Here is a 21,195-nt window from a genome sequence, read left to right on the forward strand (position 1 = left end):
GGAAACCCACCGACACAGGACAGACAACCAACCTCTAGCATGATCGCTGGATCAGCGACGCAGGCCCAGACGACCGATCAGGGTGCTGTAGCGAGTCACGTCCTTGCCTTTCAGGTAGTCCAGCAGCTTGCGACGCTGGTTTACCATGCGGATCAGACCACGACGGGAGTGGTGGTCCTTGCCGTTGGCCTTGAAGTGACCTTGCAGCTTGTTGATGTTGGCGGTCAGCAGTGCAACTTGCACTTCTGGCGAACCAGTGTCACCAACGGCTTGCTGGTAGTCGGCAACGATTTGAGCTTTTTCTTCAACGCTGAGTGCCATGTGGCAATCCTTCTATCAGGAAACCATCCAGGGACGGTTTCAACAGGCCGGAGACAAATCCCCGCATTTATAAAAGAGTAGTGACCGTGCCTGTTGACAGCCACCCTCGTCCGGTCATTCTGACCGAATCAGTCGACGCGGCGCGATGCGCCCGTCTTCGCTCACTTCACCGATACCGATGAAGCGGCCGTTATGATCCTGTACCCGAACCATGCCGTACTTCGGCGCGTCCGGGGCACGTACTGGCTGGCCGTTGAGCCAGTAGAACGCACTGTGCTCGGAGAACTTGAGCAAAGGCCAATCCTGCAGGCCACTGTCCGAGGGCATCAGGAAGCGGTCGACCGCCTCGTTGCCACCTTCGGCATGAACGGCTTCCAGCTCTTCGAGCGTCACCGTCTGGGCCAGGCTGAACGGTCCGGCCTGGGTCCGGCGCAGTTCGGCGACATAAGCACCGCAACCGAGCCGCTCACCGATATCCTCCACCAGGGTACGAATATAGGTGCCCTTGCTGCACTCCACTGCCAGTCGGGCAGTATCGCCTTCGCAGGCGAGTAATTCCAAGCGCGCAATAGTAACAGAACGCGGTTCGCGCTCCACTACTTCCCCTGCACGAGCCAACTTGTACAAAGGCTGTCCATCACGCTTGAGCGCCGAGTACATGGGCGGTATCTGACTGATTTCGCCCCGAAAATCCGGCAGGACCGCTTCGATATCGGCACGACCAACGGTCACCGGGCGGGTCTGCAGAACCTCGCCTTCGGCGTCCGCGGTGCTGGTGGTCTTGCCCAGTTGCATCAGGGTCTCATAACCCTTGTCGGAATCGAGCAGGTATTGCGAGAACTTGGTGGCCTCGCCGAAGCACAGCGGCAGCACGCCGGTCGCCAGCGGATCGAGGCTGCCGGTGTGGCCGGCCTTCTCGGCGTTGAGCAGCCAGCGAACCTTCTGCAGCGCCGCATTGGAGGTGAACCCCAGCGGCTTGTCCAGCAGGATGATACCGCTGACGTTGCGGCGGATACGTTTGACCTGGGCCACCGCTTACTCCCGACCGTCTTCTGGTTGGGCGGCCTGAGGGTCGCTACCCTCGCCATGCAGGCTGTCTTCGGCCACGGCGCGCTCGATCAGGGCCGACAGATGGGCACCGCGGGCGACGCTCTCATCGTAGTGGAAGTGCAACTGCGGCACGCTGCGCAGCTTCATTTCACGGGCCAGTTGCATACGCAGGAAACCGGCCGCCGAGTTGAGCACCTTGATGCTCTGGGCGATCTCTTCCAGGTTGTCCTGGCCCATCACGGTGATATAGACCTTCGCGTGGCCGACGTCACGGCTGACGTCGACCGCGGTGATGGTGACCAGGCCGACGCGCGGATCCTTGACTTCACGACGGATCAACTGTGCCAGCTCGCGCTGCATCTGATCGCCGATACGTTGGGTACGGCTGTATTCTTTTGCCATGTCTTGTTACCTGTTACTGCCTCGGGGCGAAACCCTCGAGGTCTGAAAGCGGCAAACGCCCGGCCTGGCAGAAGCCGGACCGGGCGTTGCGTTTAGAGTCCGCTCGCGGCCTGCGCAGCACGGCTGCGGCAGGCCATCGCGGCTCTTGAAGCATGCGAGTCAGAGGCTGCGAGCAACCTGGACCTTCTCGAAGACTTCGATCTTGTCGCCGACCTTGACGTCGTTGTAGCTCTTCACGCCGATACCGCACTCCATGCCGGCACGCACTTCGGACGCGTCATCCTTGAAGCGGCGCAGGGATTCCAGCTCGCCTTCGAAGATCACGATGTCTTCACGCAGTACGCGGATCGGACGGTTACGGTGCACGCTACCCTCGATCACCATGCAGCCGGCGATGGCGCCGAACTTGGGCGAACGGAACACGTCGCGGACTTCGGCCACGCCCAGGATGTTCTCCCGTACGTCGCTGCCCAGCATACCGGTCAGGGCTTTCTTCACGTCTTCGATGATGTCGTAGATCACGTTGTAGTAACGCATATCCAGACCTTCCTGCTCGACGATCTTCCGTGCGCCGGCATCGGCACGCACGTTGAAGCCGAACAGCACGGCGTTGGAGGCCAGTGCCAGGTTGGCGTCGGACTCGGTGATACCACCGACACCGCCACCGACGACGCGCACTTGCACTTCATCGTTACCCAAACCGTTGAGCGCGCCTTGCAGCGCCTCCAGCGAACCACGGACGTCGGACTTGAGGACGATGTTGAGCGTCTTCTTCTCTTCCTGGCCCATGCTTTCGAAGATGTTTTCCAGCTTGCCGGCATGAGCGCGAGCCAGTTTGACTTCACGGAACTTGCCTTGGCGGAACAGCGCGACTTCACGGGCTTTCTTCTCGTCAGCCACCACGCTCATCTCGTCGCCCGCATCCGGGGTACCGTCCAGGCCGAGGATCTCGACCGGAATCGCCGGGCCGGCTTCCTTGATCGGCTTGCCGTTCTCGTCGAGCATGGCACGCACGCGGCCATAGTTCGAACCGACCAGGACCATGTCGCCCTGACGCAGGGTACCGTCCTGAACCAGAACGGTCGCCACCGGACCACGACCCTTGTCCAGGCGCGACTCGACCACCACGCCACGGCCAGGAGCCGAAGGGGTCGCCTTGAGTTCCAGAACCTCGGCCTGCAGCAGCACCGCTTCGAGCAGTTCGTCGACGCCAGTACCGACTTTCGCCGACACCGGAACGAACGGCGTATCGCCACCCCAGTCTTCCGGGGTCACGCCGTGGGTCGCCAGCTCGCTGCGGATGCGATCGAGGTCGGCACCCGGCTTGTCGATCTTGTTCACCGCCACCACCAGCGGTACGCCGGCGGCCTGGGCGTGCTGGACCGCTTCGATGGTCTGTGGCATCACGCCGTCGTCGGCCGCGACCACCAGGATCACGATGTCGGTCGCCTTGGCACCACGGGCACGCATCGCGGTAAACGCGGCGTGGCCCGGGGTGTCGAGGAAGGTGACCATGCCGCGGTCGGTTTCCACGTGGTACGCACCGATGTGCTGGGTAATACCACCGGCTTCGCCAGCGGCCACCTTGGCACGACGGATGTAGTCGAGCAGCGAGGTCTTGCCGTGGTCAACGTGACCCATGACGGTCACGACTGGCGCGCGGGAGAATTCCTCACCTTCGAACTTCAGCGACTCGGCCAGGGAATCTTCCAGGGCGGTGTCGCTGACCAGGGTCACCTTGTGGCCCAGTTCCTCGGCAACCAGCTGGGCAGTTTCCTGGTCCAGAACCTGGTTGATCGTCGCCGGAGTACCCAGCTTGAACATGAACTTGATGATTTCGGCAGCCTTGACCGACATCTGCTGGGCCAGGTCGGCCACAGTGATGGTCTCGCCGATCTTCACGTCACGGACCACAGGACCGGTAGGGTTCTGGAAACCGTGAACGTTGCGTTTCTTCGGCTTGGCCTTGCCACCGCCGCGACCGCCACGACGGAAGCCATCGCTTTCCTCGTCGGTGGTACGTGGGGCAACACGAACGGCCGGAGCCTTTTCCTTGACCGAAGCGCGGTGCGGAGCGTTCTTGCGCTCGCCGTCGCCACGACGATTCTCGTCGCCACGGGACTTGTCGGAGCGACGCGGCTCTTCGCGCTTGCGCTCGGCAGCCGGCGCAGGCGCGGCAACCGGCGCTTCACGCACAGGCTCGTCGAGCTCGACCGGAGCGGCAACCGCTTCGACCACAGGCTCGACCACAGGGGCAGGCGCAGGCTGGCGACGCGCTTCTTCTTCGGCGCGACGCTTGGCTTCTTCTTCCGCCTTCTGACGGGCCGCATTTTCTACGGCGCGACGTTCTTCCTGCTCGCGCTTGCGCTCGGCTTCGATTTCTTCCGGGCTGCGCTGTACGAAGACTTTCTTCTTGCGTACTTCAACACTGATGCTCTTGCTGCCGGCAACACGCAGGGTACTGGTGGTTTTGCGCTGCAAGGTGATCTTGCGCGGTTCTTCCACTTTCGCCTTGTGGCTGCTCTTCAGGTGAGTCAGCAGCGACTGCTTCTCGCTGTCGCTCACATGTTCCTCGGCGGCGGTGTGCGGCAGACCTGCCTCACGCATCTGCTGCAACAGGCGCTCTACCGGTGTTTTGACCTCATCGGCCAGTTGTTTCACCGTGACTTGCGTCATGCACTTCTCTCCTCAGGCCGCGCCTAATTACTCGAACCAGTGGGCTCGGGCGGCCATGATCAACTTGCCGGCACGATCATCGTCGATGCCGTCGATGTCGAGCAGGTCGTCAATCGACTGCTCGGCCAGGTCTTCGCGGGTAATGACGCCGCGCACCGCCAGTTCCATCGCCAAATCCTTGTCCATACCCTCAAGCGAGAGCAGGTCTTCGGCCGGATGGGCGTCTGCCAGCTTTTCCTCTGTAGCGATGGCTTTGGTCAACAGGCGATCCTTGGCACGAGCGCGAAGCTCGTTGACGATTTCCTCGTCAAAGCCGTCGATGTTGAGCATCTCTTCCAACGGTACGTAGGCAATTTCTTCCAGGCTGGTGAAACCTTCATCGACCAGCACCTGTGCCAGCTCTTCGTCGACTTCCAGCTCGTCGATGAAGTTGCGCAGGATGTCACCGGTTTCTGCCTGTTGCTTAGCCTGGATGTCCGACTCGGTCATCACGTTCAGGGTCCAGCCGGTCAGCTGGCTGGCCAGACGCACGTTCTGACCGCCGCGGCCGATGGCCTGGGCCAGGTTGTCGGCACCCACGGCGATGTCCATCGCATGGGCGTCTTCGTCAACGATGATCGCCGCGACTTCAGCCGGCGACATGGCGTTGATGACGAACTGCGCCGGGTTGTCGTCCCACAGCACGATATCCACACGCTCGCCACCCAGCTCGCCGGAGACGGCCTGGACGCGCGAACCACGCATGCCGATGCACGCGCCCTGCGGGTCGATACGCTTGTCCTTGGAGCGGACAGCGATCTTGGCACGCGAACCCGGGTCACGGGACGCCGCCATCACCTCGATCAGCCCTTCGGCGATCTCGGGCACTTCGATACGGAACAGCTCGATCAGCATTTCCGGCGCGGTACGCGACAGGATCAGCTGAGGACCGCGGTTCTCGGTGCGGATTTCCTTGAGCAGTGCACGAACCCGTACACCGACGCGGAAAGTCTCGCGGGAAATGATGTCTTCACGCGCCAGCAGCGCCTCGGCGTTGTTGCCCAGGTCAACGATGACGTTGTCGCGGGTGACCTTCTTCACGGTACCGGAGATGATTTCGCCCAGGCGCTCGCGGTAGGCATCGACCACCTGCGCACGCTCGGCTTCGCGAACCTTCTGCACAATGACTTGCTTGGCGGTCTGGGCAGCGATGCGACCGAACTCGATGGACTCGATCTTCTCCTCGACGACATCGCCAACCTTGGCACCCGGATGGGTCAGAGCCACCTTGCTTGGCCAGGTCTCGATCGCCGGATCGTCAAGATCGGCTTCCTCGACCACAGTCCAACGACGGAAAGTCTCATAGGAACCGGTGTGGCGGTTGATTTCCACACGCAGGTCAACTTCGTCTTCAAAGCGTTTCTTGGTAGCAGTCGCCAGAGCAATCTCCAGCGCCTCAAAAATCACGCCTGCCGGTACACCCTTTTCATTGGATACCGACTCAACAACCAGCAATACTTCTTTGCTCATCGTACGCCTCGCCTTTCGCAAGCCATTGGATCCGCGGGATCCGCGTCTCAGTCAAAACTGGGAATAATGTTGGCCTTGTCGATCAAATCGATCGGCAACAGGAACTCGTGGTCATCTACCTGCACCACGACGTCCTGCTCTTCCACTCCACGCAGAAGGCCCTGAAAGTTGCGTCGTCCCTCGAAAGGCGAGCGCAGCCTTATTTTCACTTGTTCGCCGGCATGCGAGGCAAACTGTTCAAGGGTGAACAGCGGGCGTTCCATGCCAGGAGAGGAAACTTCAAGGGTGTATTCAGTGGAAATCGGATCTTCGACATCCAGCACGCCACTGATCTGGCGACTGACGATGGCGCAGTCATCCACCAGAACACCACCCTCTTTATCGATATAAACGCGCAACACGGAATGGCGGCCTTGAGCGGAAAACTCGATACCCCAGCATTCATAGCCCAGGGCCACGACCACCGGGGCCAGCAAGGCCTGCAACTGTTCTAGCTTGCTCGACACCTGAACCCCCTCGTGCATGATGTGCATGCGATTTAAGAAAACAAAAAATGGGCGAATCGCCCATCCCTGAAATGCCGTCGAAATGCGGCATCGATTGTGTCCAGCTAACAAAAAGCCCCTGAAAAGGGGCTCCGCTAAAACTGGTTGCGGGGGCCGGATTTGAACCGACGACCTTCGGGTTATGAGCCCGACGAGCTACCAGGCTGCTCCACCCCGCGACAAAGCTGGGGCAAAAGTATACGACTGATCCCTTTTTGGGTCAATGTAACCTTCCACCTACAAGAAAGCCCGCAACAGCGGGCTCTCCTGATAATTGGTACCGAGAAGGGGACTCGAACCCCTACACCCTATGGGCACAACCACCTCAAGGTTGCGTGTCTACCAATTCCACCACCTCGGCAATACAACGTTTACAGCATGAAACCCGTTTTACTTCTGCTCTGGAGCCTGAGGTACATCGCCTGCCGGAGTGGCCGACTTCTGCTCCTGGAGCACCGGTACATCATCAGATGCCGGCTTTTGCTTTGGTGCTTCCAACACTGCCGGGCTTGGCAGACCTGCTTGAGTCAGCTGGTGAGCTTTCTCTTTAGCAAAGTATCCTAACCCTAAGCTGGTTATGAAGAAACCTGCGGCAAGTATAGCAGTAAACTTACTAAGAAAGGTAGAGGAACCTTGGCTTCCGAACACAGTATTTGAAGCACCTGCGCCGAAAGATGCACCAGCTTCCGCACCTTTACCCTGTTGCAGCAGTACGAGAGCAACAACCCCCAGTGCAGCCAACAGATGAAGAACGACTACGATCGTTTCCAGCATTTCTCAGTTTCCCGCAGCGCGACAAATCGCACCGAATTCATCTGCATTCAGGGAAGCCCCACCAATGAGCCCCCCATCGATATCCGGCATGCCGAACAGTTCGACCGCATTGGCCGCCTTCACGCTGCCGCCGTACAGAAGCCGCACACCTTGAGCGACTTCGGAATTCTCTGCCGCCAACTGCGCGCGAATGGCTGCATGCACATCCTGCGCCTGTTGCGGCGAAGCTGTCAGCCCGGTACCAATGGCCCAGACCGGCTCGTAAGCGATGACAGCCTTGGCAAAAGCACCGACACCCAACTCTTCGATGATGCTGCCCAACTGACGCGAAACCACTTCCAGCGTCTTGCCGGCTTCACGCTGCGCCTGGGTTTCCCCTACACACAGCACCGGAATCAGCCCGCAAGCCTGCGCTGCCGCAAACTTGCGATTGAGCATCCGATCGGTCTCGCCCATTATCTGGCGACGCTCAGAGTGCCCAACCAGCACCAGGGAACAACCTGCATCGACCAACTGGCTCGGTGCGATCTCACCTGTCAAGGCGCCTTGCATGGATTCCACTGCAGAGTTCTGCGCGCCGACCGAAATCGACTTGCCCTTCAAACCATCGACCACTTGGGTGATATGCAAGCAAGGCGGGAATACCGCAACATCAACACCGCTCGGCAGGGCCAGATTCCGCAGCCCCTTGATCAGCTCAGCGACGCTGGCGCGGGTACCGTGCATTTTCCAGTTACCAGCTACCAGGGGGCGACGCATGCTCTACCTCGCGGGTTAAAGTGGGCGCAGATATTACCCAACCAGATCATCACTGGCAAGCCAAATTCAGGCACAAACTTCAGCAACCAGTTTTGCCAGCCCTTCGGCATGCCCACGAACGGACGCTTCGTCCTCGCCTTCGACCATCACACGCACCAGCGGCTCGGTCCCCGACTTGCGCAGCAGTACCCGACCACGACCGTTCATGGCCTCGGTGACACGCTCGCATTCGGCAACCACCTGCGGGTGCTTGACCGGGTCGACACCGCCGCCGAAACGCACGTTGACCAGCACCTGTGGGCATTTGCGCACGACCTGGCGCGCCTCGGCCAGGGTCTCGCCACGACGACGCAACGCCAGCAGCACCTGCAGCGCCGCAATGATCGCGTCACCCGTGGTGTTGTGATTCAGGCACAGGATATGCCCCGAGTTCTCGCCACCGACCAGCCAGTCGCGCTCGAGCAGTTCGGCGATCACATAACGGTCGCCGACATTGGCGCGCACGAACGGAATATCCAGCTCCTTCAGCGCCAGTTCCATTCCGAGGTTGCTCATCAGAGTGCCAACCACGCCACCGTTGAGCTTGCCGCGCTCGGCCAGGTCACGGGCAATGATGAACACCAGTTCATCGCCATCGACCACCGTACCGGTGTGATCGACCATCAGCACCCGGTCGCCATCACCGTCGAAGGCGATGCCGAGGTCAGCCTGCTCGGCCAGCACCGCGGCCTGCAACGGCTTGATGTGGGTCGAGCCGCAGTTGTCGTTGATGTTCAGCCCGTTGGGCTGCACCGACAGCGCGGTGACCTGCGCGCCCAGCTCGCGGAAAACGCTGGGCGCCACCTTGTAGGTCGCACCGTGGGCGCAATCGAGCACAATCTTCAGGTTGGACAGCTTGGTGCCGGTCGGCACGCTGCCCTTGCAGAATTCGATGTAGCGACCGGCCGCGTCGTTGATCCGCGAAACCTTGCCGAGCTTTTCCGATTCGACCACGGTCATCGGCGCATCGAGCAGTTCCTCGATCATCAGCTCGACTTCATCCGGCAGCTTGGTGCCTTCGCCGGAGAAGAACTTGATGCCGTTGTCGTCATGGGGGTTGTGCGAAGCACTGATGACGATCCCCGCCTCGGCGTGGAACGTACGGGTCAGGTAGGCGATGGCCGGGGTCGGCATCGGCCCCAGCAGCATCACGTCGGCGCCCGCCGCGGAGAGACCGGCCTCCAGGGCGGATTCGAACATGTAGCCGGAGATCCGGGTGTCCTTGCCAACCAGGACGCGACAGGTGCCCTGCTTGCGGAACGCCATACCGGCGGCCCAGCCCAGCTTGAGCATGAAATCAGGGGTGATCGGATACTGTCCGACGCGGCCCCGAATACCGTCGGTGCCGAAATATTTCTTCTTCATACGTGCTCCATCGTTCTTATTCGGCAGCTTCGACCGCAGCGAGCATCTTGACCACGTCGGCCGTTTCGGCCACATCGTGGACGCGCAGGATCCGCGCGCCCTTGCTCATCGCCAACGCCGCCAGGGCCAGGCTGCCATACAGGCGCTCACCCACCGGTCGCCCCAGTGTCAGGCCTATCATGCTCTTTCGCGAAACACCCACCAACAGCGGCCGACCCAGCACGTGCAACTGCTCCATATGCTTGAACAGGCTCAGGTTGTGCTCCAGGGTTTTCGCAAAGCCGAATCCTGGGTCCAGGACAATCCGCTCGGCAGGAATTCCCGCGGCTTCACAATCACGCATACGCTCGACGAGAAACGCCTGCACTTGCTGCGTGACGTTGTCGTAGTGCGGGTTGTCCTGCATGTCGCCAGGTTCGCCGAGCATGTGCATCAGGCACACCGGCAAACCGGTAGCCGCCGCCGCGTCCAGGGCACCGTCGCGCTGCAGCGAGCGTACGTCGTTGATCAGGCCGGCACCGAGACGCGCGGTTTCACGCATCACCGCCGGCGTCGAGGTGTCGACCGAGATGATCACATCCAGCTCACGGTGGATGCGCTCGACGATCGGCGCCACCCGCTCCAGTTCTTCCAGCGGCGAAACGACCCGCGCACCCGGCCGGGTCGATTCACCACCGACATCGATCAGCGTAGCACCGGCCTGGACCATGCCTTCGGCATGCCGTAACGCTGCGTCCAGCTGACTGAAGCGCCCGCCATCGGAAAAGGAATCGGGGGTAACGTTGAGAATGCCCATGACATGCGTCCGGGCCAAATCAAGAACCCGGTTGCCGCAAGGCAACCGGGTCGAGGACTGAACAGAAGTCATTTCAAACCTTAGTGATCAGCCGCAGGGCCGCCAATCGGAGCTTCAGGACGCTCGTTCTTCACCACCGGAGGCGTGGTGCCCGAAGAGCCCGAACCACCCCAGTCACGCGGCTCGCGTGGAGTACGACCGGCCATGATGTCGTCGATCTGGTCGGCATCGATGGTCTCGTACTTCATCAGCGCATCGGCCATGGCGTCAAGCTTGTCGCGGTTGTCGGTGAGGATCTGCTTGGCCGTGCCATAGCACTGGTCAATGATGCTGCGCACCTCGGAGTCGATCAGCTTGGCCGTCTCGCCGGAGAAGCTGGCGTTCTGGCCACCACCGCCACGACCCAGGAACACTTCCTGATCTTCCTCGGCATACATCAGCGGGCCAAGCTTCTCGGACAGGCCCCACTTGGTGACCATGTTCCGGGCAATCTGGCTGGCGCGCATGATGTCGTTGGAGGCACCGGTGGTCACACCGTCGAAGCCCAGGGTCATCTCCTCGGCGATACGACCGCCGTACAGCGAGCAGATCTGGCTGATCAGCGCGCGCTTGGACAGGCTGTAGCGATCCTCTTCCGGCAGGAACATGGTCACACCCAGCGCGCGACCGCGCGGAATGATCGAGACCTTGTACACCGGGTCATGCTCGGGCACCAGACGGCCGACGATGGCGTGACCGGCTTCGTGATACGCGGTGTTCTGCTTTTCCTTCTCGGACATGACCATGGTCTTGCGCTCGGCGCCCATCATGATCTTGTCCTTGGCCAGCTCGAACTCCTTCATTTCGACGATGCGCTTGCTGGCGCGGGCGGCGAACAGGGAGGCCTCGTTGACCAGGTTGGCCAGGTCGGCACCGGAGAAACCCGGGGTACCACGGGCAATCACGGCAGGCGCGACGTCGTCACCGACCGGCACCTTGCGGATATGCACCTTGAGAATCTGCTCGCGACCGCGGATATCCGGCAGGCCGACCACCACCTGGCGGTCGAAACGGCCGGGACGCAGCAGCGCCGGGTCGAGCACGTCGGGACGGTTGGTCGCGGCGATGACGATGATGCCGTCATTCATTTCGAAACCATCCATCTCCACCAGCAACTGGTTGAGGGTCTGTTCGCGCTCGTCGTGACCGCCACCCATGCCGGCGCCACGATGGCGACCCACGGCGTCGATCTCGTCGATGAAAATGATGCACGGTGCGTGTTTCTTTGCCTGCTCGAACATGTCGCGCACGCGGCTGGCACCCACACCGACGAACATTTCGACGAAGTCGGAACCGGAAATGGTGAAGAACGGTACTTTCGCCTCACCGGCGATGGCCTTGGCCAGCAGGGTCTTACCGGTACCCGGAGGGCCGACCATCAGCACGCCGCGGGGAATACGACCGCCCAGACGCTGGAACTTGCCCGGATCACGCAGGAACTCGACCAGCTCGCCAACCTCTTCCTTGGCCTCGTCGCAACCGGCGACGTCGGCCAGGGTGGTTTTCACCTGGTCTTCGGACAGCAGGCGCGCCTTGCTCTTGCCGAAACTCATCGGCCCGCCCTTGCCGCCCGCACCGCCCTGCATCTGGCGCATGAAGAACATGAACACCGCGATGATCACCAGGATCGGGAAACTGGCCACCAGCAACTGGGTCCAGATGCTCTGCTGCTCAGGCTGCTTGCCTTCGATCACGACGTGGTTGTCGACCAGGTCGCCGATCAGGCCGTTGTCCTGGATCGCCGGACGAATGGTCTTGAAGCTGTCGCCATCGTTGCGCTTGCCGGTGATCACATAGCCATCCACGGCGACACGCTCGACCTTGCCGTCCTTGACCTGCTGGATGAAGTCGGAATAGTTGAGGGTCTGTGGCTCGTTAGGGCTGGAGAAGTTGTTCATCACCGTCACCAGGACGGCTGCGATGATCAACCACAGGATCAGATTCTTTGCCATATCGTTCAATTAAGTGCCCTCTGAAGCCAGCTCCGCTTGTGGCGCGCGCTTCGCATGAAATTCACCGGCGTAACTTACTACATTACCTACAGCTGCGCAGGAGCCGTCTGTAACCCTTTGTGAAACATTGACTACACAATATTCGCTTATGTTCACGAGGCGAAATGCGAATTTCCTATTGCCCAGCCCAAAAAACCTATTACTCGGTATCGCGTCCGCGGAAACCACGCCCCAGCAGGTACTGCTCGCGGGAACGATCGCGGGACGAACTCGGCTTGCGCATCTGCACCTTCTCGAACATCTTGCGCACGTTCTTGTGGTACTCGTCGAAGCCTTCGCCCTGGAAGATCTTGATCAGAAAATCACCACCAGGGCGCAACACACGCCCCGCCAGGTCCAGCGCCAGCTCGCAAAGGAACATCGAGCGCGGCATATCCACAGCGGGCGTACCACTCATATTGGGGGCCATATCGGAAATCACAAGGTCCACCTCGGAATTTCCGACCGCCTCGAGGATTTGCGCCAGCACGGCGTCCTCGGTGAAGTCGCCCTTGATGAAGGTCACGTCGGGAATGGCGTCCATATCCAGGATATCGGAGGCGATCAGGCGACCCTGGCCACCAATCAGACGACTGGTCACCTGCGACCAGCCACCCGGCGCCGCGCCGAGGTCGATCACGCTCATGCCCGGACGGATCAGCCGGTCCTTCTCCTGGATCTCCAGCAGCTTGTAGCTGGCACGGGAACGATAGCCGTCCTTTTGCGCCATTTTGACGAATGGGTCGTTGAAATGCTCTTTCAGCCAGTTATGGCTGGTCTTGGAACGGGCCACGGGCCACCTCGAAAAATAGATTAACTGGGCGGTCCCGGACTCGCTCGGGTAAACTAGCCGCCATTTTTTTACCAGATCAGACGCAGGGGTCAGATTATGCCGCTCACTCAAGAGCAGAAGAAACAGTACAAATCCATTGGCCACCATCTGAAACCAGTATTGACTGTGGCTGACAACGGTTTGACTGAAGGTGTGCTAGCCGAACTCGAGCGCGCCCTGAACGACCACGAGCTGATCAAGGTCAAGCTCAACATCCTCGATCGCGAGCAACGCCAGGCGCACATCGCGGAACTGTGCAAGGTCGGCAAGGCGGACCTGGTTCAGGTCATCGGCAAGATGGCACTGATTTATCGCCGCAACTTCGACGTCAACAAGCAACTGTCGAACGTTCACCGCTACAAGTGATACCCGGCAGGGTCAAGGGTACGCTTCGCGTGCCCTGCCACCCTCGCCCGGCACGGGCTGCAGCACCAGCACCAGGCCGGACAGGCCGAGCACCAGGTAACTGAACAACTGCCAGCGCAAGGCTTGCGGCTGCCAGTAACGCACCGCGAAATACATCGCGCACGCATACCAGCCCATCAACAGCAATTGCCCACGGGTATCGCGCCACAGGCTCGACCGACCTTCGGCAAAAACCAGCACCAGGACCTGCACGGTCACGCAGACCACTGCAAATCCCACCAACAGGACGCCCAACTGAGCACCGATCTCCTCGATCAGCAACGGAGCCAGGCCGATTTGCGCAAGGACCGGCAACAGTCCCACATGCAATAACCACAAGCCGCCGACCCAGAGCATCTGGGCCAGCTGCCAGAGCATGGCGCCCGCGCGTAGCGGGCGTCTGCGCTCAGATGTGACGGACTGCGACAATCTCGTACTCGATCACGCCACCAGGCGTCTTGACGGTCACGACATCGCCTTCTTCCTTGGCGATCAGGGCACGGGCGATGGGGGAAACCACCGAGATCTTGCCCTGTTTGATGTCAGCTTCATCCTCACCCACGATGTGATAGGTCACGCTCTCGTCGGTCTCGACGTTGGCGATCTCCACCGTGGTGCCGAAAATCACCTTGCCGGTGTGCGGAATAGTCGTGACATCGATGATCACCGCGTTCTGCAGACGACCTTCGATATCGCGGATCCGCGCCTCGACCATACCCTGCTGCTCGCGGGCAGCATGGTATTCGGCGTTTTCCTTCAGGTCACCCAACTCGCGGGCCGTGCCGATGTCCTGGCTCAGCTTGGGACGGACGACCTTGGTCAGGTGAGCGTGCTCATCTTCCAGGGCTTTGGCACCCTGAACAGTCATGGGGTACTTGGTTATGCTCATGCCTTCAATCCTGCGTGTAGATCCTGCAAGCGACGCACGGTCTTCTCGGGACCGAACTTGAGCGCTTCGCAGATGGCTTCGCCAGCAGCAATGGTGGTTGTGCAGTAGATCTTGTGCTGCAGCGCGTTACGACGAATGGAGTACGAGTCGGCAATCGACTGGCGACCTTCGGTCGTGTTGATGATCAGGGTGACTTCGTCATTCTTGATCATGTCCACGACGTGCGGACGGCCTTCGGTCACCTTGTTGACCCGGCGCACTTTCAGGCCTGCCGCCTCGATCACCTTGGCAGTACCGGCGGTCGCCACCACTTCGAAGCCCAAGTTGATCAGATCACGGGCCACGCCTGCAACCAGTGGCTTGTCGTCGTCACGCACGCTGATGAACGCGGTACCGCCGGTCGGCAGCACTTCGCTGGCCCCCATCTGCGCCTTGGCGAAAGCTTCGCCGAAGGTATCGCCGACACCCATCACCTCACCGGTGGACTTCATCTCAGGGCCGAGGATCGGGTCGACGCCTGGGAATTTGGCGAATGGGAACACCGCCTCTTTCACACTGTAGAAGTTCGGGATGATTTCCTTGGTGAAGCCCAGTTCCTTCAGGGTCTTACCAGCCATCACGCGGGCGGCGATCATGGCCAGGGACACACCGATGCACTTCGACACGAACGGCACGGTACGCGAGGCACGCGGGTTCACTTCGATGACGTAGATGTCCTCGCCCTGCAGGGCCAGTTGCACGTTCATCAGACCGACCACGCCCAGTTCCAGGGCCATTTTCTTGACCTGTTCGCGCATCTCGTCCTGGATGTGCGCCGGCAGCGAGTACGGTGGCAGCGAGCACGCGGAGTCACCGGAGTGAACGCCGGCCTGCTCGATGTGCTGCATGATCGCGCCGATCACCACGTCGGTGCCGTCGCTGACCGCGTCCACATCCATCTCGATGGCGCAGTTGAGGAAGTGGTCGAGCAGGACCGGGCTGTCGTTCGACACCTGGACCGCTTCACGCAGGTAGCGCTTGAGCTCTTCCTCTTTGTAGACGATTTCCATCGCCCGGCCGCCCAGCACGTAGGACGGACGCACCACCAGCGGATAGCCGATCCTGCTGGCCGCACGCACGGCTTCGTCTTCGCTACGCACGGTGGCATTCGGCGGCTGACGCAGGTTCAGGCGCTCGACCATCTGCTGGAAGCGCTCACGGTCTTCGGCACGGTCGATGGCGTCGGGGCTGGTGCCGATGATCGGTACGCCGGCCGCTTCCAGGGCACGCGCCAGTTTCAGCGGAGTCTGGCCGCCGTACTGGACGATCACGCCTTTGGGCTTCTCGACGCGGACGATTTCCAGCACGTCTTCCAGGGTCACCGGCTCGAAGTACAGGCGATCGGAGGTGTCGTAGTCGGTGGAAACGGTTTCCGGGTTGCAGTTGACCATGATGGTCTCGTAGCCGTCATCGCGCAGCGCCAGTGCCGCGTGCACGCAGCAGTAGTCGAACTCGATGCCCTGACCGATACGGTTCGGGCCGCCACCCAGGATGATGATCTTGTCGCGGGTCGATGGGTTGGCCTCGCACTCTTCCTCATAGGTCGAGTACAGGTAGGCGGTGTCGGTGGCGAACTCGGCCGCGCAGGTGTCGACGCGCTTGTAGACCGGGAACACTTCCAGCTTCTGGCGGTGGGTACGCAGGTTCTTCTCGGTCACGCCCAGCAGCTTGGCCAGACGCTGGTCGGAGAAGCCCTTGCGCTTGAGGCGGAACATCAGGTCACGGTCGATGGCGGCCATGCCCAGGGTCTTGACGCGCTCTTCTTCCTTGACCAGGTCCTCGATCTGCACCAGGAACCAGGGGTCGATCATGTTCATGCCGAAGATTTCTTCGACGCTCAGACCGGCGCGGAAGGCGTCCGCCACGTACCAGATACGCTCGGCGCCCGGCACGGTCAGTTCGCGCTTGAGCACGCTCATGCTTTCCGGATTGCTCAGGTCGACTTTCTCGTCCAGGCCGCAGACGCCCACTTCCAGGCCGCGCAGGGCTTTCTGCAGGGACTCCTGGAAGGTCCGGCCGATGGCCATGACTTCACCCACCGACTTCATCTGGGTGGTCAGGCGCGCATCGGCCTGGCCGAATTTTTCGAAGGCGAAGCGTGGCAGCTTGGTGACGACGTAGTCGATCGACGGCTCGAAGGACGCCGGGGTCTTGCCGCCGGTGATGTCGTTCGACAGTTCGTCCAGGGTGTAGCCCACAGCCAGCTTGGCGGCGACCTTGGCGATCGGGAAGCCGGTGGCCTTCGAAGCCAGCGCCGAGGAACGCGAAACCCGCGGGTTCATCTCGATGACGACCATGCGGCCGGTGTTTGGGCAGATACCGAACTGCACGTTGGAACCACCGGTTTCCACGCCGATCTCGCGCAGTACCGCCAGGGAGGCGTTACGCAGGATCTGGTATTCCTTGTCGGTCAGGGTCTGGGCCGGCGCCACGGTGATCGAGTCACCGGTGTGCACGCCCATCGGGTCGAAGTTCTCGATGGAGCAGACGATGATGCAGTTGTCCTTTTTGTCGCGGACAACTTCCATTTCGTATTCTTTCCAGCCGATCAGCGATTCGTCGATCAGCAGTTCCTTGGTCGGCGACAGGTCCAGGCCACGGGCACAGATTTCTTCGAACTCTTCACGGTTGTAGGCGATGCCGCCACCGGTGCCGCCCATGGTGAAGGACGGACGGATGATGCACGGGAAGCCGAGCTTCTCGAGGACCGCATTGGCCTCTTCCATGCTGTGGGCGATACCGGAACGCGGGCATTCCAGGCCGATGGATTTCATCGCCTTGTCGAAACGCGAACGGTCTTCGGCCTTGTCGATGGTGTCGGCGTTGGCGCCGATCATCTCCACGCCGAACTTCTCCAGCACGCCTTCGCGCTCCAGGTCCAGGGCGCAGTTCAGGGCGGTCTGGCCACCCATGGTTGGCAGCAGGGCGTCCGGACGCTCCTTCTCGATGATCTTGGCCACGGTGCGCCACTTGATCGGCTCGATGTAGGTCGCATCCGCCATGGCCGGGTCGGTCATGATGGTCGCCGGGTTGGAGTTCACCAGGATGACGCGGTAGCCCTCTTCGCGCAGGGCTTTACAGGCCTGGGCGCCGGAGTAGTCGAATTCGCAGGCCTGGCCGATGACGATCGGGCCGGCACCGAGAATCAGGATGCTTTTAATGTCTGTACGTTTTGGCATGGGTTTGTCACTCAAATCCGCGGGTCAGTCGGCAAGCCGTTGAACAATCCTTGAAGTTGCCGAGGGGGCCTCCGCGTGGCGGGGCCGCCCTGGGCGTTCAGGCAATCAACGACGCTTGGCCATCTCATTGATGAAGCGATCGAACAGCGGTGCCACGTCGTTCGGGCCCGGGCTGGCTTCAGGGTGGCCCTGGAAGCTGAACGCGCTCTTGTCGGTGCGCTCGATGCCTTGCAGCGAGCCGTCGAACAGCGACTTGTGGATAGCCCGGACATTGCCTGGCAGGGTCGCTTCGTCCACGGCGAAACCGTGGTTCTGGCTGGTGATCATGACGACACCGGTGTCCAGGTCCTGTACCGGGTGGTTGGCACCGTGGTGGCCGTGCCCCATCTTGATGGTCTTGGCACCGGAGGCCAGGGCCAGCAGTTGGTGACCCAGGCAGATGCCGAACACCGGAATGTCGGTTTCCAGGATTTCCTTGATGGCCTGGATCGCATAGTCGCAAGGCTCCGGATCGCCAGGGCCGTTGGACAGGAACACGCCATCCGGGTTGAGGGCCAGGGCTTCGCTGGCAGGCGCCTGGGCCGGCAGCACGGTGACGCGGCAGCCGCGCTCGACCAGCATGCGCAGGATGTTCGACTTGATGCCGTAGTCGTAGGCCACGACGTGGTAAGGCAGGTCGGCGGCATCGATGGTCGCGTGACTGTCGGTCTTCAGTTCCCAGACGGTCGAACGCCACTCGTAGGCTTCCCTGGTGCTGACGACTTTCGCCAGGTCCATGCCCTTCAGGCCCGGGAAGCCGCGCGCTGCGGCGATGGCCGCTTCCTCGGTGATGTTGTCACCGGCCAGGATGCAGCCGTTCTGCGAGCCTTTTTCACGCAGGATGCGGGTCAGGCGACGGGTGTCGATACCGGCGATGGCCACGACATTGTTGGCCTTCAGGTAGTCAGACAGGGACAGGGTGTTACGCCAGTTGCTCGCCACCAGCGGCAAGTCGCGGATGACCAGGCCGGCCGACCATACACGGTTGGACTCGGCGTCTTGCGGCGTAGTGCCGGTGTTGCCGATGTGCGGATAGGTCAGGGTAACGATCTGTTGGGCGTAGGAAGGATCGGTAAGGATTTCCTGATAGCCGGTCATTGCGGTGTTGAACACCACCTCACCAACGGTCTGGCCGTCGGCTCCAATGGCTTCGCCGCGAAAAATGCTGCCATCAGCAAGGGCAAGTATGGCTGGCTTAGTCAAGAAGACCTCCCGTAAATAAAGCCTGAAAGGGCGATCGCAGGTTGTAAAAAAGCGGAGTGACGTATGGACACGTCACCCCGCTTCTTTCACTGAATTATTCTGCGCGCTTTTAGTGGACACACTAAAGCTGTAGCTTACAGAAAAATGCTTTTTTAATCCACCGCTAATGAGCCTTGAAGGCCAGGAAATGCGACAGGACGTCGCCAAGCGGTTTGAGGGGCATGCGCCCGCTCCTGTCGCACCCCTGCCGGAGCGCGGCTTGCCCGCGAAAGCGACCCCGAGGCCGCTAAAAGCTTCGCGGGCAAGCCCTGCTCCTACAAGAACGAGGCGCACCAGAAACAGGTGTCCGCCCTGACATCAATGCAGGTCGAGCACATCCTGCATGTCGTACAGCCCGGCCGCCTTGCCATCCAGCCACAGCGCCGCACGCACGGCTCCCTTGGCGAACGTCATGCGGCTCGAGGCCTTGTGGGTGATTTCCAGGCGCTCACCCTCGGTCGCAAACAAGACGGTGTGATCGCCCACCACGTCACCACCGCGCACGGTGGCAAAGCCGATGGTGTCACGCGCCCGCGCACCGACATGACCTTCACGCCCATAGACCGCGACCTTTTGCAGGTCACGCTCCAGCGTATCGGCAATCACCTCGCCCATGCGCATGGCCGTCCCGGAAGGCGAGTCGACCTTGTGCCGGTGATGGGTCTCGATGATCTCGATGTCCGCATCCTCGCCCAGCACCCGGGCGGTCAGTTCCAGCAGTTTCAGCGACAGGTTGACGCCCACGCTGAAGTTGGCGGCGAAGACGATCGGAATGTCCTTGCCCGCCTCCACCAGCAACTGTTTCTGCTCGCCCGTCAGGCCAGTGGTACCGATGACCATGGCCTTGCCGGCCTTGCGGCAGAACGCCAGGTTCTTCAGCATCACTTCCGGCAGGGTGAAGTCGATCAATACATCGAACTCTTGCGCCACCTTTTCCAGGGTATCGGACAACGGCACGCCGATACGCCCCAGGGAAGCCAGCTCACCAGCATCGGCGCCGACCAGCGAACTGCCCGGACGCACCACGGCCGCCGTCAGGCCGGCAACCGGCACCTGCTGCTGTACCGCCTCGACCAGGATCTTGCCCATGCGCCCTGCGGCACCCATCACAGCTATACGTCGCATAAACGCTCCTTACAGGTCGCCGAAGAAGCGCTTCATGCCCTCGAACCAACCGCTGGCCTTGGGCGAATGGGAGCTGTCGACATCCAGCGAAGCGCGGAATTCTTCCAGCAGCTCGCGCTGACGACGGCTCAGGTTCACGGGCGTCTCGACGGCCACGCGGCACATCAGGTCGCCCGCCCCACCGCCACGCACCGGCGCCACACCCTTGCCGCGCAGACGGAACTGCTTGCCGGTCTGGGTGCCTTCCGGAATCTTCAGCTTGACCCGGCCATCGAGGGTCGGCACTTCCAGCTCGCCCCCCAGGGCCGCATCGACGAAGCTGATCGGCACTTCGCAGTACAGATGCTTGCCGTCGCGCTGGAAGATATCGTGCTCACGCACGTTGATCACCACATACAGGTCGCCGGTCGGACCACCCTGGGTGCCCGCCTCGCCCTCGCCGGACAGGCGAATACGATCGCCGGTATCGACGCCCGACGGCACCTTGACCGACAGCGTCTTGTACTCTTCGACACGGCCCTGGCCATGGCAGGAGTCGCACGGATCGGAAATGATCTTGCCCTGGCCATGGCAACGCGGGCAGGTCTGCTGCACCGAGAAGAAGCCCTGCTGCATGCGCACCTGGCCGATACCGCCACAGGTCGGACAGGTCACCGGCGAAGAACCCTTCTTCGCGCCGGAACCGTCGCACGGCTTGCAGTTGACCAGTGTCGGCACACGGATATTCACGGTGGTCCCGCGCACCGCTTCTTCCAGGTTCAGTTCCAGGGTGTAGCGCAGGTCACTGCCGCGCTGGGCGCCACCACGGGAACCGCCGCGACCGCCACCAAAGAAATCGCTGAACACATCGCCGAAGATGTCGGAGAAGTTCTGCCCACCGAAACCGGCACCGCCGCCACCCATGCTCGGGTCGACGCCGGCATGGCCGTACTGATCGTAAGCGGCCCGCTTGCTGGAATCGGACAGAACCTCGTAGGCCTCGTTGGCCTCCTTGAATTTCTCTTCCGCGGCCTTGTCATCCGGGTTGCGGTCCGGGTGATATTTCATCGCAAGACGACGATAAGCCTTTTTCAGCTCCGCCTCGCTGGAGCCACGCTCGACCCCCAATACCTCGTAATAGTCACGCTTTGCCATAAATTGCCCCTGAGGCCAGCACCCGAGCGTAGTCGCATGCTGTAA

Annotated in this window: 19 protein-coding genes and 2 tRNA genes; 1 reads left to right on the forward strand and 20 read right to left on the reverse strand. The window is 61.3% G+C overall.

Annotation, left to right across the window (positions count from 1 at the left end):
• Positions 1 to 51: 51 nt before the first annotated feature.
• The 14 genes from rpsO to rlmE form a co-directional block, all read right to left on the reverse strand.
• On the reverse strand, positions 52 to 321 hold the full coding sequence (gene rpsO, locus ACMGT0_RS27730) for a 30S ribosomal protein S15 (protein WP_017904137.1): 270 nt from the start codon (positions 319 to 321) through the stop codon (positions 52 to 54).
• Between the two features lie 114 nt (positions 322 to 435).
• The gene (gene truB / locus ACMGT0_RS27735) at positions 436 to 1,353 is read right to left on the reverse strand and encodes a tRNA pseudouridine(55) synthase TruB (RefSeq protein WP_054058249.1); all 918 of its coding nucleotides are present in this window, start codon (positions 1,351 to 1,353) and stop codon (positions 436 to 438) included.
• A gap of 3 nt (positions 1,354 to 1,356) precedes the next feature.
• Complete coding sequence (gene rbfA, locus ACMGT0_RS27740) at positions 1,357 to 1,773, reverse strand: 30S ribosome-binding factor RbfA (protein WP_054058250.1); 417 nt, start codon at positions 1,771 to 1,773, stop codon at positions 1,357 to 1,359.
• Between the two features lie 159 nt (positions 1,774 to 1,932).
• The gene (gene infB / locus ACMGT0_RS27745) at positions 1,933 to 4,449 is read right to left on the reverse strand and encodes a translation initiation factor IF-2 (protein ID WP_054058251.1); all 2,517 of its coding nucleotides are present in this window, start codon (positions 4,447 to 4,449) and stop codon (positions 1,933 to 1,935) included.
• A 27-nt stretch (positions 4,450 to 4,476) separates the two neighbouring features.
• Positions 4,477 to 5,958: a transcription termination factor NusA gene (gene nusA / locus ACMGT0_RS27750; protein WP_017904133.1), complete on the reverse strand. Its 1,482-nt coding sequence runs from the start codon at positions 5,956 to 5,958 to the stop codon at positions 4,477 to 4,479.
• 47 nt (positions 5,959 to 6,005) lie between these two features.
• On the reverse strand, positions 6,006 to 6,464 hold the full coding sequence (rimP, locus tag ACMGT0_RS27755; RefSeq protein WP_054058270.1) for a ribosome maturation factor RimP: 459 nt from the start codon (positions 6,462 to 6,464) through the stop codon (positions 6,006 to 6,008).
• 141 nt (positions 6,465 to 6,605) lie between these two features.
• Positions 6,606 to 6,682: transfer RNA gene (locus ACMGT0_RS27760), tRNA-Met, on the reverse strand.
• A gap of 96 nt (positions 6,683 to 6,778) precedes the next feature.
• Positions 6,779 to 6,864, reverse strand: a tRNA-Leu gene (locus ACMGT0_RS27765).
• Between the two features lie 29 nt (positions 6,865 to 6,893).
• The gene (gene secG, locus ACMGT0_RS27770) at positions 6,894 to 7,277 is read right to left on the reverse strand and encodes a preprotein translocase subunit SecG (RefSeq protein ID WP_081005950.1); all 384 of its coding nucleotides are present in this window, start codon (positions 7,275 to 7,277) and stop codon (positions 6,894 to 6,896) included.
• A gap of 3 nt (positions 7,278 to 7,280) precedes the next feature.
• Positions 7,281 to 8,036 (reverse strand): triose-phosphate isomerase, encoded by a 756-nt coding sequence (tpiA, locus tag ACMGT0_RS27775; protein ID WP_054058252.1) that lies wholly within the window; start codon positions 8,034 to 8,036, stop codon positions 7,281 to 7,283.
• A gap of 66 nt (positions 8,037 to 8,102) precedes the next feature.
• Complete coding sequence (gene glmM, locus ACMGT0_RS27780) at positions 8,103 to 9,440, reverse strand: phosphoglucosamine mutase (RefSeq protein WP_054058253.1); 1,338 nt, start codon at positions 9,438 to 9,440, stop codon at positions 8,103 to 8,105.
• Between the two features lie 16 nt (positions 9,441 to 9,456).
• Positions 9,457 to 10,308 (reverse strand): dihydropteroate synthase, encoded by an 852-nt coding sequence (gene folP, locus ACMGT0_RS27785; protein WP_416770612.1) that lies wholly within the window; start codon positions 10,306 to 10,308, stop codon positions 9,457 to 9,459.
• Positions 10,309 to 10,316: 8 nt separating this feature from the next.
• Positions 10,317 to 12,227: an ATP-dependent zinc metalloprotease FtsH gene (gene ftsH, locus ACMGT0_RS27790; protein ID WP_054058255.1), complete on the reverse strand. Its 1,911-nt coding sequence runs from the start codon at positions 12,225 to 12,227 to the stop codon at positions 10,317 to 10,319.
• Positions 12,228 to 12,426: 199 nt separating this feature from the next.
• Positions 12,427 to 13,059 (reverse strand): 23S rRNA (uridine(2552)-2'-O)-methyltransferase RlmE, encoded by a 633-nt coding sequence (rlmE, locus tag ACMGT0_RS27795; RefSeq protein WP_017904126.1) that lies wholly within the window; start codon positions 13,057 to 13,059, stop codon positions 12,427 to 12,429.
• Positions 13,060 to 13,155: 96 nt separating this feature from the next.
• On the opposite strand from rlmE, the gene ACMGT0_RS27800 reads away from it, so the two are divergent.
• Positions 13,156 to 13,464, forward strand: a complete 309-nt coding sequence (locus tag ACMGT0_RS27800) for a YhbY family RNA-binding protein (RefSeq protein ID WP_054058256.1) — start codon at positions 13,156 to 13,158, stop codon at positions 13,462 to 13,464.
• A gap of 12 nt (positions 13,465 to 13,476) precedes the next feature.
• On the opposite strand, the gene ACMGT0_RS27805 is transcribed toward ACMGT0_RS27800, so the two are convergent.
• The 6 genes from ACMGT0_RS27805 to dnaJ all read right to left on the reverse strand — a co-directional run bounded on the left by ACMGT0_RS27805 (position 13,477) and on the right by dnaJ (position 21,150).
• On the reverse strand, positions 13,477 to 13,881 hold the full coding sequence (locus ACMGT0_RS27805) for a hypothetical protein (protein ID WP_054058257.1): 405 nt from the start codon (positions 13,879 to 13,881) through the stop codon (positions 13,477 to 13,479).
• Positions 13,882 to 13,909: 28 nt separating this feature from the next.
• Positions 13,910 to 14,386: a transcription elongation factor GreA gene (gene greA, locus ACMGT0_RS27810; RefSeq protein WP_054058271.1), complete on the reverse strand. Its 477-nt coding sequence runs from the start codon at positions 14,384 to 14,386 to the stop codon at positions 13,910 to 13,912.
• 2 nt (positions 14,387 to 14,388) lie between these two features.
• The gene (carB, locus tag ACMGT0_RS27815; RefSeq protein WP_054058272.1) at positions 14,389 to 17,610 is read right to left on the reverse strand and encodes a carbamoyl-phosphate synthase large subunit; all 3,222 of its coding nucleotides are present in this window, start codon (positions 17,608 to 17,610) and stop codon (positions 14,389 to 14,391) included.
• Between the two features lie 105 nt (positions 17,611 to 17,715).
• On the reverse strand, positions 17,716 to 18,852 hold the full coding sequence (gene carA / locus ACMGT0_RS27820; RefSeq protein WP_054062491.1) for a glutamine-hydrolyzing carbamoyl-phosphate synthase small subunit: 1,137 nt from the start codon (positions 18,850 to 18,852) through the stop codon (positions 17,716 to 17,718).
• 357 nt (positions 18,853 to 19,209) lie between these two features.
• On the reverse strand, positions 19,210 to 20,016 hold the full coding sequence (dapB, locus tag ACMGT0_RS27825; protein WP_416770615.1) for a 4-hydroxy-tetrahydrodipicolinate reductase: 807 nt from the start codon (positions 20,014 to 20,016) through the stop codon (positions 19,210 to 19,212).
• A 9-nt stretch (positions 20,017 to 20,025) separates the two neighbouring features.
• Positions 20,026 to 21,150, reverse strand: a complete 1,125-nt coding sequence (dnaJ, locus tag ACMGT0_RS27830) for a molecular chaperone DnaJ (protein ID WP_054062493.1) — start codon at positions 21,148 to 21,150, stop codon at positions 20,026 to 20,028.
• Positions 21,151 to 21,195: the final 45 nt, after the last annotated feature.

It is taken from the genome of Pseudomonas sp. RHF3.3-3 (genome assembly GCF_048069595.1).
GTDB lineage: Bacteria > Pseudomonadota > Gammaproteobacteria > Pseudomonadales > Pseudomonadaceae > Aquipseudomonas > Aquipseudomonas fuscovaginae_B.

Bases quoted from the DNA above. Each gene is read 5' to 3' on its own strand.
- dnaJ (WP_054062493.1), bottom strand. From the start codon at position 21,150: ATGGCAAAGCGTGACTATTACGAGGTATTGGGGGTCGAGCGTGGCTCC.
- dapB (WP_416770615.1), bottom strand. From the start codon at position 20,016: ATGCGACGTATAGCTGTGATGGGTGCCGCAGGGCGCATGGGCAAGATC.
- ACMGT0_RS27800 (WP_054058256.1), top strand. From the start codon at position 13,156: ATGCCGCTCACTCAAGAGCAGAAGAAACAGTACAAATCCATTGGCCAC.
- folP (WP_416770612.1), bottom strand. From the start codon at position 10,308: ATGACTTCTGTTCAGTCCTCGACCCGGTTGCCTTGCGGCAACCGGGTT.
- ftsH (WP_054058255.1), bottom strand. From the start codon at position 12,227: ATGGCAAAGAATCTGATCCTGTGGTTGATCATCGCAGCCGTCCTGGTG.
- ACMGT0_RS27805 (WP_054058257.1), bottom strand. From the start codon at position 13,881: ATGCTCTGGCAGCTGGCCCAGATGCTCTGGGTCGGCGGCTTGTGGTTA.
- infB (WP_054058251.1), bottom strand. From the start codon at position 4,449: ATGACGCAAGTCACGGTGAAACAACTGGCCGATGAGGTCAAAACACCG.
- glmM (WP_054058253.1), bottom strand. From the start codon at position 9,440: ATGAAGAAGAAATATTTCGGCACCGACGGTATTCGGGGCCGCGTCGGA.
- nusA (WP_017904133.1), bottom strand. From the start codon at position 5,958: ATGAGCAAAGAAGTATTGCTGGTTGTTGAGTCGGTATCCAATGAAAAG.
- rbfA (WP_054058250.1), bottom strand. From the start codon at position 1,773: ATGGCAAAAGAATACAGCCGTACCCAACGTATCGGCGATCAGATGCAG.
- secG (WP_081005950.1), bottom strand. From the start codon at position 7,277: ATGCTGGAAACGATCGTAGTCGTTCTTCATCTGTTGGCTGCACTGGGG.
- carB (WP_054058272.1), bottom strand. From the start codon at position 17,610: ATGCCAAAACGTACAGACATTAAAAGCATCCTGATTCTCGGTGCCGGC.
- tpiA (WP_054058252.1), bottom strand. From the start codon at position 8,036: ATGCGTCGCCCCCTGGTAGCTGGTAACTGGAAAATGCACGGTACCCGC.
- rpsO (WP_017904137.1), bottom strand. From the start codon at position 321: ATGGCACTCAGCGTTGAAGAAAAAGCTCAAATCGTTGCCGACTACCAG.